At 52.5% G+C, this 13,503-nt stretch carries 12 protein-coding genes and 1 pseudogene; 5 read left to right on the top strand and 8 right to left on the bottom strand.

The window, feature by feature from the left end:
- Window positions 1-430 (top strand): YadA-like family protein (locus QNN86_RS21755; RefSeq protein ID WP_414212322.1); only part of this gene is annotated, 430 nt, incomplete at its 5' end.
- 205 nt (window positions 431-635) lie between these two features.
- Here QNN86_RS21755 and QNN86_RS21760 read toward each other — a convergent pair.
- Both QNN86_RS21760 and mpl read right to left on the bottom strand, forming a co-directional pair.
- A pseudogene (locus QNN86_RS21760) lies at window positions 636-740 on the bottom strand (hypothetical protein); the annotation flags it as partial.
- A 404-nt stretch (window positions 741-1,144) separates the two neighbouring features.
- Entirely contained in the window at window positions 1,145-2,515 is a 1,371-nt protein-coding gene (mpl, locus tag QNN86_RS21765) for a UDP-N-acetylmuramate:L-alanyl-gamma-D-glutamyl-meso-diaminopimelate ligase (RefSeq protein WP_181618505.1), read from the bottom strand.
- 175 nt (window positions 2,516-2,690) lie between these two features.
- Between mpl and fbp the strand changes: the two genes are divergently transcribed.
- Window positions 2,691-3,689 carry a class 1 fructose-bisphosphatase gene (fbp, locus tag QNN86_RS21770; RefSeq protein WP_096758530.1) on the top strand — a complete coding sequence of 333 codons (999 nt, stop codon included), beginning with the start codon at window positions 2,691-2,693 and terminating at the stop codon, window positions 3,687-3,689.
- A 38-nt stretch (window positions 3,690-3,727) separates the two neighbouring features.
- Here the strand turns inward: fbp and QNN86_RS21775 are convergent, their stop codons facing one another.
- From QNN86_RS21775 to ytfQ, 5 genes are all read right to left on the bottom strand, one after another.
- The gene (locus QNN86_RS21775) at window positions 3,728-4,240 is read right to left on the bottom strand and encodes a DUF2569 domain-containing protein (RefSeq protein ID WP_115259584.1); all 513 of its coding nucleotides are present in this window, start codon (window positions 4,238-4,240) and stop codon (window positions 3,728-3,730) included.
- Window positions 4,241-4,318: 78 nt separating this feature from the next.
- A complete protein-coding gene (yjfF, locus tag QNN86_RS21780; protein ID WP_096758532.1) occupies window positions 4,319-5,320 on the bottom strand; it encodes a galactofuranose ABC transporter, permease protein YjfF in 1,002 nt (333 codons plus the stop codon).
- Window positions 5,307-6,329: a galactofuranose ABC transporter, ATP-binding protein YtfT gene (gene ytfT / locus QNN86_RS21785; RefSeq protein WP_414212344.1), complete on the bottom strand. Its 1,023-nt coding sequence runs from the start codon at window positions 6,327-6,329 to the stop codon at window positions 5,307-5,309. The genes yjfF and ytfT overlap by 14 nt, the downstream gene beginning before the upstream one ends.
- Before the next feature lie 13 nt (window positions 6,330-6,342).
- Window positions 6,343-7,845, bottom strand: a complete 1,503-nt coding sequence (gene ytfR / locus QNN86_RS21790; protein WP_117342409.1) for a galactofuranose ABC transporter, ATP-binding protein YtfR — start codon at window positions 7,843-7,845, stop codon at window positions 6,343-6,345.
- Between the two features lie 103 nt (window positions 7,846-7,948).
- Window positions 7,949-8,905 carry a galactofuranose ABC transporter substrate-binding protein YtfQ gene (gene ytfQ / locus QNN86_RS21795; protein ID WP_096758535.1) on the bottom strand — a complete coding sequence of 319 codons (957 nt, stop codon included), beginning with the start codon at window positions 8,903-8,905 and terminating at the stop codon, window positions 7,949-7,951.
- A 309-nt stretch (window positions 8,906-9,214) separates the two neighbouring features.
- On the opposite strand from ytfQ, the gene ppa reads away from it, so the two are divergent.
- The 3 genes from ppa to QNN86_RS21810 all read left to right on the top strand — a co-directional run bounded on the left by ppa (window position 9,215) and on the right by QNN86_RS21810 (window position 13,114).
- Window positions 9,215-9,742 carry an inorganic diphosphatase gene (gene ppa, locus QNN86_RS21800; RefSeq protein ID WP_005134479.1) on the top strand — a complete coding sequence of 176 codons (528 nt, stop codon included), beginning with the start codon at window positions 9,215-9,217 and terminating at the stop codon, window positions 9,740-9,742.
- A 206-nt stretch (window positions 9,743-9,948) separates the two neighbouring features.
- The gene (locus QNN86_RS21805; protein WP_414212323.1) at window positions 9,949-11,019 is read left to right on the top strand and encodes a YncE family protein; all 1,071 of its coding nucleotides are present in this window, start codon (window positions 9,949-9,951) and stop codon (window positions 11,017-11,019) included.
- 85 nt (window positions 11,020-11,104) lie between these two features.
- Entirely contained in the window at window positions 11,105-13,114 is a 2,010-nt protein-coding gene (locus QNN86_RS21810; protein ID WP_181618502.1) for a TonB-dependent receptor domain-containing protein, read from the top strand.
- A 42-nt stretch (window positions 13,115-13,156) separates the two neighbouring features.
- Here the strand turns inward: QNN86_RS21810 and QNN86_RS21815 are convergent, their stop codons facing one another.
- On the bottom strand, window positions 13,157-13,501 hold the full coding sequence (locus QNN86_RS21815) for a gamma-glutamylcyclotransferase (protein WP_414212324.1): 345 nt from the start codon (window positions 13,499-13,501) through the stop codon (window positions 13,157-13,159).
- Between the last annotated feature and the right edge of the window lie 2 nt (window positions 13,502-13,503).

The raw sequence follows: 13,503 nt of genomic DNA on the forward strand, positions 1-13,503 counted from the left end.
AAATAGTTATACTGATGTCGCAAAAGCAGATGCAATCAGCACTTCTTATGCTTACACCGATACAACTTCGGCCAAAAATCGCGCAGATGGTAAAGCGTATGTCGATAATTCGCTCACCCAAGCAAACAATTATACCGATAACAAGTTCTCCCAACTTGATGGTCGAGTAAATAGCCTGGATAACAAAATTGATGATAACGATAAACAAGCAAAAGCAGGTATTGCTGGCGCAATGGCGATGACTGCAATTCCGCAAAAATTTGGCTATGATTTCAACTTCGGTATGGGCGCAGCTACATTTGGTGGTGAACAATCCATGGCTGCCGGTGCATATTATAATGTTGGTAAGAATGCCACTCTTTCCGCGAAGGCCTCTCTTGATACCCAACACAATACTGGTGTTGCGGTTGGTTTGAGTTTTGGTTTCTAATCAATCGTGTTTAACTATTTAGGTTACTAATCCTGGTAGAAATTGACACTTTCCAGCCTGATAATGCCCGATGAAATTCATCGGGCATTTTGTATTCAAAAATCGCTATGGGTTGTAGATTTTCCACCAAGACTCTAACCTGTGGTCAATATTACTCGACTACTACAACCCTGTATCTTCGGCTAAATAGCTACGTCGAATACCTCTACACTTTTGCCAGCCAATGTTTACCTCCGGGGATTAAGCTGACGGTTTCCATAAAATGGCGAACCTTTTTCAACAGTTGCCATATTGAACGGCACTGATGATGAGCTAGGGCTCCCCGAGGGATTAATGTTCCATTCGGATCAGGGATGCCAGTACATTAGCATGCCATACCAAGAGTTGGCTGAATGATATGGAATCAAGATCAGTATGAGACGCAAAGGAAATTGTTGGGATCCCACTGTTGCGAAAAGGCTATTCCATGGTCTGAAAACAGAATGGTTACCGCGCGAAGGCTACTGAAACAGAAGTGGAGCAGAGAAAGATGTGATGCTGTATCTGAGCGGATATTACAACCGTCTTAGGCCACATAAAAACAACGGAGGGCTAACACCACCGAAATGGAAAAACAAAAACCTCTGACTGTATCTAAATTAAGTAGACCACTTCAAACAAGTCCCCTATCCCCACAGGGCTAGGGGCAACCTGCTCAGCGCAAAACCAGGCGAATTACTCCTGCTGAGCTTTCTTCTCCAGGCCGTCCAGCAGTTTTTGATGAATACCGCCAAACCCGCCGTTGCTCATCACCAGGATATGATCGCCAGGCTGCGCGGTTTTCACCACCATGTCCGCCAGCGCGTCAACATCACCGCTCCAGTGAGCAGGCTGAACGCAAGCTTCCGCGACTTCCGCGACCTGCCACGGAATGTGCGGCGGTTGCAGCAGGAACACTTCATCCGCACGGCCTAACGACGGTGCCAGATCGTCTTTGCACAATCCCATTTTCATGGTGTTAGAGCGTGGTTCCAGCACGGCAATAATGCGCGCCGTGCCGCCGACTTTTCCGCGCAGCGCGGCGAGCGTTGCCAGAATCGCCGTCGGGTGATGGGCGAAATCGTCATACACCGTCACGCCATGGGCTTCGCCGCGCAGCTCAAGACGTCGACGCGCATTGATAAACGAACCCAGCGCATTGGCGGCGTCTGCAGGCTGAACGCCAACGTGGCGGGCTGCAGCAATGGCCATCAGGCCATTGTGCATGTTGTGTTCGCCGACCAGGCCCCACTTCACTTCGCCCACTTTTTCACCGTCTAACAACACTTCCCAAACGGATGCATCGGTGGTCAGTTTCTTCGCCTGCCAGTGACCTTGCTCGCCAACCAGTTCCTGTTCGCTCCAGCAGCCCATCGCCATCGTCTGTTTCAGATTGATGTCGTTTTCCGGGTAGATGATACGTCCCTGACCCGGCACGATACGCACCAGATGGTGGAACTGTTTCTGAATAGCTTTCAGATCGTCAAAGATATCTGCGTGATCAAACTCAAGGTTGTTGAGGATCAGCGTACGCGGGCAGTAATGCACGAATTTGGAACGCTTATCGAAGAACGCGCAGTCGTACTCGTCCGCTTCAATAACGAAAAAGTCACTTTCGCCCAGACGCGCAGAAACCTCGAAGTTACCCGGCACACCGCCGATAACAAAGCCCGGCTTATAGCCGCAGGCTTCGAGGATCCAGGTCGCCATTCCAGCGGTGGTGGTTTTACCGTGGGTTCCCGCTACCGCCAGCACCCAGCGATCGCGCAGGACGAAGTCATGCAGCCACTGTGGGCCAGACATGAACGGAATGTTCTTCTCCAGCACCGCTTCCACGCACGGATTACCGCGTGTCATGGCATTGCCGATGATCACCAGGTCCGGTTGCGGGTCGACCTGGCTGGCATCGTAACCCTGAATCAGTGAGATGCCCTGCTTCTCAAGTAAGGTGCTCATCGGCGGATACACATTGGCGTCCGAACCCGTTACTTCATGACCGAGCGAGCGCGCCAGCATCGCCAGACCGCCCATGAAGGTGCCACAAATTCCCAAAATATGAATGCGCATACGTCACTATCCTTTTTTAATCTGGGGGCCATTTTACGCACATGTCAGGCAACTGAGAAACGCATTTCAGGATAATCCGCAGTTTGCTGGCGCGATTCACCTAAGCGCGAGGGCTGAAATATTTGTTAAGATTATGGCGGTCGCTTTACTCCATACAATTTGCAGGGAAAGTGTTATGAAAACGTTAGGTGAATTTATTGTCGAAAAGCAGCACGAGTTCTCTCATGCTACCGGTGAGCTGACTGCTTTGTTATCGGCAATAAAGCTGGGCGCCAAGATCATCCACCGCGATATCAACAAGGCCGGTCTGGTCGATATCCTGGGTGCCAGCGGTGCTGAGAACGTGCAGGGAGAGGTTCAGCAGAAGCTCGATCTGTTCGCGAACGAAAAACTGAAAGCTGCACTGAAGGCACGCGATATTGTGGCGGGCATCGCCTCTGAAGAAGAAGATGAAATCGTCGTCTTCGAAGGCTGTGAACACGCAAAATACGTTGTACTCATGGATCCACTAGATGGTTCATCGAACATCGATGTTAACGTCTCTGTCGGCACGATCTTCTCGATTTATCGTCGTGTCACCCCTGTCGGTACGCCGGTAACGGAAGAGGATTTCCTGCAACCAGGCAACAAGCAGGTGGCGGCGGGCTACGTCGTTTACGGTTCATCCACCATGCTGGTGTATACCACCGGTTGTGGCGTACATGCGTTCACCTACGATCCTTCTCTGGGCGTATTTTGCCTCAGCCAGGAGCGCATGCGTTTCCCGGCCAAAGGCAGCACCTACTCCATTAACGAAGGCAACTACATCAAATTCCCGAATGGCGTGAAGAAGTACATTAAGTTCTGCCAGGAAGAAGATAAAGCCACCCAGCGCCCGTATACCTCGCGCTACATTGGCTCTTTGGTGGCGGATTTCCACCGCAATCTGCTGAAAGGCGGGATCTATCTGTACCCGAGCACGGCCAGCCATCCGGATGGAAAACTGCGCCTGCTGTACGAATGCAACCCAATGGCCCTGCTGGCCGAGCAAGCGGGCGGCAAAGCAAGTGACGGTAAAAACCGTATTCTGGATATTATCCCGGAGAGCCTGCACCAGCGTCGTTCATTCTTCGTCGGTAACGACCATATGGTTGAAGACGTTGAACGTTTAATCCGTGAGTTCCCGGACGCGTAAGACTCAGACGCCGGAGCAATCCGGCGTCCTTTACGTGCTTAGTTGACGAAGGTCAGTTTGACCCGTTTTGATACGCGGAAATACGGTATCCAGATAAGGATCTGGGCCGCGCAGGAGACAAACGCTTTTATATCGTCAGTGCTCAGCCCCACGCCATAGAACATGGCACCCAACCAGCTGTCCATCGCGTAGTAAAGCGTGGTGCCTAAAATGAAGGCAGTATAAAACTTGGGTAGCTGACGTTTCTTTTTGAAAAACAAAAACGTCGTGTAAACCAGCAGCATTAAGAGAACGGCCATACAGACGAGTTCAAAAATAACCAGCGCACTCACGTCCGTTTCAGTGTGCAAAACAAACATCGCCACACCGAAAAAGCCAATGACCCCAGAAATGACGGACATCACCAGCGTCACCGCCGGTAAATAAAGCCAGCCGCCAATTCCCGTATATTTTTTATTCTCACAACGCGTGCAGTGGGTATCCGGAGGCAGTACGTTCTCCCCACAGCTGGCGCATGCTGTCGGTAGCCCTTCGCCTTCGATTCCTTTCATGCTTTTGATTCCATTAAGTAAGTGTAGCCTCCTAGTGTATACGCATTACCCGCTATACGCGAAAAACAGCCCACGACATCATTTTGACGCGCTCGTGGTATTCACCCGTGTGACCGGTGAACTTTGGCGGTTTTCCCATAGCACCGTCAGACCGCGCTGTAAGGCGATAAAAACAAACAGCAGAATACCGATGGCGATCTTCGTCCACCATGAGCTTAATGTGCCGTCAAAGTTAATGTAGGTCTGAATCAATCCCTGGATTGCCACGCCAAACAGGGTGCCCAGCACCGTGCCCACGCCACCGCTCAGCAACGTACCGCCGATCACCACCGAGGCAATGGCATCCAGTTCAACGCCGACGCCTGCCAGCGCATAACCGGCTTGGGTATAAATGGAGAAGACAATCCCGGCCAGCGTCGCCAGCCCAGTAGAAAGCATATAGATGCGGATTGTCGTGCTGCGGGTCGAGATCCCCATCAGGTTAGCTGACGTCGCGCTACCGCCAATGGCGTACACCTGATTGCCAAAGCGTGTACGGTGCGCAAGGAAGATACCGATCACCACGACGCCCAGCATCAACAGTCCCATGGCGCTCAGACGACCACCGCCGGGGATCTTCCAGGCAAGGCTGGAGAGCGTGTCATAAATCGGGTGGTTAATGGGGATAGACTCTTCGGAGACCAGATAGCTGACGCCACGCAGAAAGAACATTCCCGCCAGCGTAATAATAAACGCCGGTATCTTCAGGGCATCAATCAGTAACCCCATAAAGGCGCCAAATGCGCAGCCCATCGCCAGAACCAACGGGAACGCCAGCAGCGGAGAAATCCCCCAGTAACCAATGGCTTTGGCCAGAAATACGCCGGTAAAAGCAATCACCGAACCGACGGAAAGATCGATGCCGCCGGAGAGGATCACGAAGGTCATACCCACGGCGATAATGCCTAAAAAGGCGTTGTCGGTCAGGATATTGCAGATCACGCGCGTTGAGGCAAAGGCCGGGAACTGCGTCAGGCAGTAGAGGTAGCCCAGCACAAAGACGCCAAGGGTGATCATCAGCGGTAAGTTACGTTTTATCATGACCACGCACTCCTTTTATCAGGCTGATAAAGCGTTGCGACTGGACGACCAGCACGCACAGCACCACGATGGCTTTAACCACCTGGTTGAGCTCCGGTTGGAAGCCGGACAGTAAAATCCCGGTGTTCATGCCCTGAATAATCAACGCCCCCACCACCGACAGCAGCAGGTTAAATCGCCCGCCCATCAGCGAACCGCCGCCGATCACTACCGCCAGAATGGCATCTAATTCCAGCCATAACCCGGCGTTGTTGGCATCGGCTCCGCGAATATCCGCCGTGACGATAATCCCGGCAATGGCCGCGCACAGACCGCTCAGCACATAGGTGAGCATCACGATAACGCGGGTATTCACACCGGCATTTTTCGCCGCCCGAATGTTGATGCCGACCGCCTCAATAAACATACCCAGCGCCGTTTTACGCGTCAGCAGCCAAAAAGCGACCAGCGTTAGCAGCGCGATGATCACCGGCGTCGGGAACAGCAACAGCGATCCGCTACCGAACCATGACAGATCGGGCGAGTTAAACGTGACGATCTGCCCGGAGGTGATCAACTGCGCTACCCCGCGTCCGGCCACCATCAGAATCAGCGTGGCAACAAACGGTTGGATCTTAAGGATGGCCACCAGAATCCCGTTCCACAATCCCGCCAGGATACCGGAGCCTAACGCCGCAAGCAGGACCACCGGCAGGCTGTGCCCGGCAACCGTCATCGCGGCGGTGGTTGCCCCCGCAATGGCCATCACCGCGCCAACGGAAAGATCGATACCGCCGGTGGCAATCACCAGCGTCATGCCAATCGCCAGCAGCGCCACGGGCGCGGCGCGGTTGAGAATATCAATCGGGCTGCCGAACAGACGGCCATCCTGCAAAATCACCTGATAAAAGTGCGGGGCGACCAGGCTGTCAACCAGCAGCACCAGCAGCAGCGCCACCAGTTGCGGCATGCCCTTCGGCCAGCGAAATCGTCGTTTCGTGATGTTGGATTGAGGGAGAGATTGAGGCATCACAACAGTCTCCTTAGGCCGCAATGGCGTTCATGATGGCCGGTACGGACAGTTCAGCCAGCGGGATCTCGGCCACCTGTTTGCGATCGCGCATGATAATGACCCGATCGGCGTAACCCACCAGCTCTTCCAGTTCAGAGGAGATCACCAGCAGCGCCAGACCGTCGGCGCACAGAGTTTCGATCAGGCGAATGATCTCGGCGTGCGCCCCAACGTCGATCCCCCGCGTGGGTTCATCAAGGATCAAAAACTGCGGTTTGGTCAGCAGCCAGCGCGACAGCAGAACTTTTTGCTGATTACCGCCGGAGAGAAACTCGATCGGCTGTTCAGCGTTGGGGGTACGGATACCCAACTGGCGGATAAAACGCTCGGCAATGTCATTTTGCTCTTTGCGCGGAATAGGCCGCAGCCAGCCGCGCTGTGCCTGCAAGGCCAGGATGATATTTTCTCGCACCGAGGCGGCAGCAATAATGCCGTCCGTTTTCCTGTCTTCCGGGCAGAAGCCGATCCCCAGACACGAGGCCTGATGCGGCGATCGCAGGGTCTGCGGTTTGCCTTTGATCAGCGCACTGCCGCTGTCGGCAGGTTTAATGCCAAAGATCACTTCTGCGGTTTCTGTACGTCCCGATCCCAGCAACCCCGCCAGGCCGACGATCTCGCCGGGACGGACCTGCAGATCGAACGGTGCAATCGTGCCTTTTTTGCCAAAACCACTGAAGGCCGCCACCGGTTTGTCACTCAGCAACGTGCGGCCCGCACGCTGCAACGCGTGGGTATCCAGTTCCCGGCCGAGCATCATCTTCACCAGTTCGATCTGCGGCAGTTCGCGGGTTTCGCGACAGCCGACAAAGCCGCCGTTACGCAGAACGGTGATCCGATCGCTGACTTGATAGACCTGATCGAGAAAATGGGTAACGAAGATCAGGCTGACGCCGCGATCGCGCAGATGCCGCATCAGACCGAACAGCATCTCGACTTCCTGGGTATCCAGGCTAGCGGTGGGTTCGTCGAGGATCAATACTTTCGCCGACAGATCGATAGCCCGGCAAATGGCGACAATCTGCTGCATCGCCACCGAAAAACGGTTTAACGGCTCGCGCACATCAAGGGAAAAACCGTAGGAGGCCATCAGCTCCGTGGCACGCTTTTCCATTTGCTTGCGCTGCAGCAGACCAAAGCGTCGCGGCTCGCGGCCAATAAACAGGTTATCTGCCACTGACATATTGGGCAGCAGGTTCACTTCCTGATACACGGTGCCAATCCCCAGTTGCTGGGCATGGGCGGTATTCTTGGGTGAGATAGCCTGGCCTTCAAGCCAGATGGTGCCGCGATCGGCGTGGTAAACGCCGGTCAGCGCTTTAATCAGCGTCGATTTACCGGCCCCATTTTCACCGAGCAACGCCATAATCTCGCCACGCCGCAGGCTGAAATCCACGTTATCCAGCGCTTTGACGCCAGGAAAAAATTTGCTTAACCCTTCGGTACGAAGGATTTCCTGATGTTGGTCGGTGGTCATGGTTCCCCCTGCATTACGCCGGATGGCGCTACGCTTATCCGGCCTACAAAAGCGCGTAATGTAGGCCAGGCAAGCGCAGCGCCCCCGGCATTTTCATGAAGGCTTAGTAGCCCATGTTTTTCTTCTTCTCTAGCTCTTCTTTCGCGGTATCCGGCAGATAGAGGATAGATTTGGTAATGGTCAGCTTCTCAGGCATGGTGCCGTCTTTTTTGAATTTCTCCAGCGCGTCAAAGGCTGGACCGGCCATGTTTGGCGTCAACTCGACGCTGGCGTTGGCTTCCCCGTCAATCATCGCTTTATAGATATCCGGCACGCCGTCGATAGAGCCGGTCAGAATGTCTTTGCCCGGTTTCAGACCCGCTTCTTTGATTGCCTGAATCGCCCCGATCACCATGTCATCGTTGTGGGCGTAAACCATACAGATGTTCTTGCCGTTGTTTTCCGCTTTGATAAAGCTCTCCATGACTTCTTTGCCTTTACTGCGGGTAAAGTCGCCGGACTGAGAGCGGATAATTTTGATGTTTGGTGCCTTGGCAATGGCTTCAGCAAAGCCTTTTTTACGGTCAATCGCCACGCTGGCACCGACGGTTCCTTGTAGCTCCACAACGTTACACGGCTTGCCGTTCACTTCTTTAATCAGCCAGTCGCCAATCAATTTGCCTTCCAGCACGTTGTCGGCCGTCACGGTGGTCATATAGAGAGATTTGTCTTTGACATCGATGGAACGATCGAGCAAAAAGACCGGGATCTCGGCATCTTTCGCTTCTTTTAATACCGGCTCCCAACCCGTTGCTACCACTGGCGCAATGAATATAGCATCCACGCCCTGCGCCACGAATGAACGTACCGCTTTAATCTGGTTTTCCTGTTTTTGCTGGCCGTCGGCAATTTTCAGCGTAATGCCGCGCTTCTCGGCCTCGCTTTTCGCTACGTTGGTTTCTGCTGCACGCCAGCCGGATTCAGACCCGACCTGCGAAAATCCTACGGTTAAAGGGGCGGCCATCGCCATAGATGACATGGCTGCCGAAACTGCTGTGACTAAAAGTAAGCGCTTCCACATAAGTGCGTCCTCGTAGGGTGATTATTGTTGATTAATAAACCGTCGCGAAAAAACTATAGACAATCCAGCATGTAACGGATTGCGTTACATCACACTTCAAAAAAGTAAATAAAACGTTAATCACAAGTTTGTAATCGCTTTCATTACCCTATGAAAAATGCAGCTGAAGTTATGGATTTTTCTGTCATCAAGACAGGGGGAAAAAGCGAAAATCCGAGGTGGCAAATCGAAAACAAGCGGAGACATTCAGCGCGAGTTGGCTATAATACCCGCCACTTGTTTGCCATAGCATATTTAAAGGAAACAGACATGAGCTTACTCAACGTCCCTGCCGGTAAAGATCTGCCGGAAGATATCTACGTTGTTATCGAGATCCCTGCGAACGCAGATCCGATCAAATACGAAGTTGACAAAGAGAGCGGCGCCCTGTTCGTTGACCGCTTCATGTCCACTGCGATGTTCTATCCGTGCAACTACGGTTACATCAACCACACCCTGTCTCTGGATGGCGACCCGGTCGACGTTCTGGTCCCGACACCGTACCCGCTGGAGCCAGGTTCAGTGATCCGCTGCCGTCCGGTTGGCGTACTGAAAATGACCGACGAATCCGGTGAAGATGCGAAACTGGTTGCGGTACCGCACACCAAGCTGAGCAAAGAATACGATCACATCAAAGATGTGAACGACCTGCCGGACCTGCTGAAAGCGCAGATCACTCACTTCTTCGAGCATTACAAAGATCTCGAAGCAGGCAAATGGGTGAAAGTTGACGGTTGGGACAACGCTGAAGCCGCTAAAGCTGAAATCGTTGCATCCTTCGAGCGTGCGAAGAAATAAGTTCGCCTGAGCTCAAAACCCTGAACGCCAGCGTCTGGTTAGTAAGGGTTTTTTACTTCTCATTTTCCCTCTCTTCGTTTTTCCTTTCTCCGCTGTTTTCTTTTTGACCTACCAGATCGGGTAGTCACATTTTGCTCATCTTATTTGCGAATGAGACTGGATCTCATTATCATTCGCAACACGTAAATAAATGTGAATAAACGTCAATGAACCTCCACACTGTGAAGTCCCTGAAACACTATTCCGCCGTGGCCCTCGCCACAACATTGTTATTTACCAGCCTGCCCAGCGTGGCAGAGACGCTGTCTGAGAAAGATTTCCTGACCCGCGACGTCGGTAACGGGGTGTATGAGCTGGCGGTTGATGGTCAGCAAAAGGCGCTTTTTGCCGCCTCTTCTCCGTCGTTTGATAAAGACAAAACCCGCGGGATTATCTACAAGCTCGATCTGGAGAAACTCACCACCACCGAAGTTATCGAAACCAGCCGCCGGGCGTTTGCTACCGCGCTGGATGAAGAAAATCAGGTGCTGTATGTCGGTAATACGCTGGAAGGTTCGGTGACGATTATCGATACCCGCAGCGGTAAAGAACGGGCAATACTGCAACTGAGCGATACCAGCAACCCAAAGGAAATCATCCATACGCGTGAAATGGTGCTCGATAAGCAACACCACCGTCTGTATGTTTCTGGCGTGGCTGAAAAAGGCATTGTCTGGGTGGTAGATACGCTAAAGCGTGAGAAAATCGCCACCCTTGAAAATATGGGCGAATACCCGACCGGCATGGCGATTGATGCCAAAAACGATCGTCTGTACGTGGTAAATGGCAGAAACGAGCTGATTGTACTGGACACTACCAGCCATAAAATAATTAACCGTTTTGCCGTTGAGCCTGCCAAAAAACATTTCTTTCTGAATATCGCCCTTGATAGCAAAAATAATCGCGCATTCCTGACCGATCCTGATTTAGCCGATGTTCTGGTTGTCGATATTCATACCGGAAAAGTCATTGCCCCAATCAAAGTCATTAATTCACTGGCCGTTCTCTATAACGAGACGCGTCAGGAAGTTTATATTACACACCGCAATGCCAAGCAGGTCAGCATTGTCGACAGCAACACCTATCAGGTAAAACACAGCATTGAAACCAATGCGTTACCTAACAGTCTGGCGCTTTCACCGGATGCTAACACCTTGTATGTCAGCGTAAAACAGCCGGAAAAAATGATTGGCGTCAAGCCCGACTACGTGCTGAAAATCGATTTAACTCAATACTAATAATCAAAAACTATTTTGCACCTTGTCGCCATATTGCGCGGCAAGGTGGCGCTTTTATTTTTTTACTTTTCAGGTGTCTTATATTATGAAAACGCGTCAACTTATTACGCTGACAGGGATCGTTGCATTCTCAGGCGGGGTTATTTTTCCCGCGCAGGCCGAAGAATTAACGGAAACTTCACGCAATAGCGAAGATGAAATGGTGATTACGGCGTCCGGTTTCTCGCAGCAAAAGCGTGAAGCCCCGGCGACTATTTCAGTTATCGACCGTAAAACGCTGGATATTCAGCCGGACCGCAACGTGGGGGAAGCCATTAAAAATATTCCCGGCGTCTCGGTGTCGAACAGCAGCGGGATGAATGCCGGTAGTATTATGATCCGCGGCATGGACCCGTCCTATACCGCTTTTATGGTCAACAGCGTCAAACAAAATACCGGCCAGTCGCGCCCGTATGGGCACGACATCGGCACCGAAGCCAACTTCTTACCGCCAATGGAAGCCATTGAGCGCATCGAGGTTATTCGTGGGCCGATGTCATCATTGTACGGTTCCGATGCCATCGGCGGCGTGGTTAACGTCATCACCAAAAAGCCGTATGGGGCGAAAGACTGGACGACGGCAATTGCCGCGAATACCTGGCTTCAGGAACACCAGTATCTCGGCAATACCAGTCAGATGAATCTGTTCACCATGGGGCCAATTATTCCCGATGTTCTCGGCTTAAGCGTGGCCGCCGACTGGCTCGACCGTCGCGACGACGATCTGAATAATTACTTCGGCAAACATAACCGCAAATCCGTGGATATGACTCTGGGTCTGGCCGCCAGCGAAAATAACCTCTTCGATCTCAACGTTGTCACCGGCGAGCAGGAAAAAAACCGCACCCAGAAACGCGGTGCGCCGTGGTCATGGTTATATGATCGTAACGCCGCCACCCTGACCCATACCGGCTGGTATGCCGACGATACTATCGCGACAACTAACTACATTAACTACGAAAAAGGCCGTTCCAAATACGTTTATGACGGGCAGTCACCGCAGTATGTGCAGATGGAAAACTACGTCGCCAATTCACAAACCACCTTCACGCTCGACACCCATAAGCTGACCGTCGGGGCGAACTTCACCCGCGAAGAGTTAAACGACCGGTTTGATGTCGCCAACAAAACGTTGCCAGGCTCGGAGCCTGTTACCAAAATCAGCCGCAACGGTTGGGCGTTGTTCGTGGAAGACGGCTGGAGCATCAACGATTTCATCCTGACGACCTCCGCACGTATGGATCAGGACGATAACTTTGGTACGCACATTACGCCGAAAATGTACGGCAACTGGGCATTCAACGATGCCTGGGCGCTGAAAGGCGGCGTCTCCGCCGGGTATAAAAAGCCGGAACTGCGAGCCACCTCCAGTAACTTCGTCACCCCTTACGGTTCAACTGTGCCCTATCCCTTCCTGACGGTCGGCAATGACGACTTAAAACCGGAGAAAAGCGTTAACTCCGAGCTGGGTCTGTACTGGACGGGCGATGTGCTGTCGCTCGATGGCACCGTGTTCTATACGCAATTCAAAGACAAGATTGCGGAACAAACCATTTGTGAAACCACGGCGACCAACCAGTGCTCGGTCAATGGCTACAACGCCGACTCGGTGAGTAAATACTTTAACGTTAGCGAAGCCGATGTCTACGGCGTCGAGCTCAACGCCGACTGGCAAATTAGCACCGACGTCAAAGCCAATGCCAACTACACCTACAACCACAGCGAGCAGAAAAGCGGCGTCAACAAAGGCTACGCGCTGAACGATTACCCACGCCATATGGCGAACTTGTCGCTGAACTGGGCGGCGACGCAAAGCCTCGACGTGTGGAGTACGGTGAACTACCGCAGCAGCAACCGCAACAGCGGTAATAACAACAAGTACGATGATTACACGATGGTGGATGTGGGCGTACGCTACCAGTTGAATAAGCACACACAGCTGATGGCGGGGGTCTACAACGTGCTGGATGAGGATCCGAAACTCACGACCGCATGGAGTGAGTCCGCTCAGGTGGAAGGACGCCGCTATAACCTCGGCGCGCGCGTGGAGTTTTAAACCCCAGATAAAACAACGCCACCCAAGGGTGGCGTGTTCACATCAGTACTTATCTCGATCTAACCAGTTACCGCTTTCTATCAGCGTTAACCCATCTATCGGACGTTGATATACATACATCCATGCACTTCCGTAAGGCGTCTGAATTAACTGGCGTGCGTACTCTCCGCCACGCGAGCGCAGCGCATCAAGCTCTGCCAGCGTGGCGTTATCAATACGATAAACTTCCCCGTGTACCGTTCCGTTTCCCGGAACCGCGCCTGGATAGTGGCCCAGACTGTACAACTGGTAGTTATCGATGCTGAAATTACCCAGCAACTGGGCGTTGGTCATCCAGTGGCTGTTACCTTGCTTGGTACGTAAACTACCATAAACAAATATTCGCATTG

Origin of the sequence: Citrobacter sp. C348 (genome assembly GCF_047467975.1) — a bacterium.
GTDB lineage: Bacteria > Pseudomonadota > Gammaproteobacteria > Enterobacterales > Enterobacteriaceae > Citrobacter > Citrobacter gillenii.

Coding starts and splice junctions, on each gene's coding strand:
- mpl (WP_181618505.1), bottom strand. CDS start 2,515: ATGCGCATTCATATTTTGGGAATTTGTGGCACCTTCATGGGCGGTCTG.
- fbp (WP_096758530.1), top strand. CDS start 2,691: ATGAAAACGTTAGGTGAATTTATTGTCGAAAAGCAGCACGAGTTCTCT.
- QNN86_RS21775 (WP_115259584.1), bottom strand. CDS start 4,240: ATGAAAGGAATCGAAGGCGAAGGGCTACCGACAGCATGCGCCAGCTGT.
- yjfF (WP_096758532.1), bottom strand. CDS start 5,320: ATGATAAAACGTAACTTACCGCTGATGATCACCCTTGGCGTCTTTGTG.
- ytfT (WP_414212344.1), bottom strand. CDS start 6,329: ATGCCTCAATCTCTCCCTCAATCCAACATCACGAAACGACGATTTCGC.
- ytfR (WP_117342409.1), bottom strand. CDS start 7,845: ATGACCACCGACCAACATCAGGAAATCCTTCGTACCGAAGGGTTAAGC.
- ytfQ (WP_096758535.1), bottom strand. CDS start 8,905: ATGTGGAAGCGCTTACTTTTAGTCACAGCAGTTTCGGCAGCCATGTCA.
- ppa (WP_005134479.1), top strand. CDS start 9,215: ATGAGCTTACTCAACGTCCCTGCCGGTAAAGATCTGCCGGAAGATATC.
- QNN86_RS21805 (WP_414212323.1), top strand. CDS start 9,949: ATGAACCTCCACACTGTGAAGTCCCTGAAACACTATTCCGCCGTGGCC.
- QNN86_RS21810 (WP_181618502.1), top strand. CDS start 11,105: ATGAAAACGCGTCAACTTATTACGCTGACAGGGATCGTTGCATTCTCA.
- QNN86_RS21815 (WP_414212324.1), bottom strand. CDS start 13,501: ATGCGAATATTTGTTTATGGTAGTTTACGTACCAAGCAAGGTAACAGC.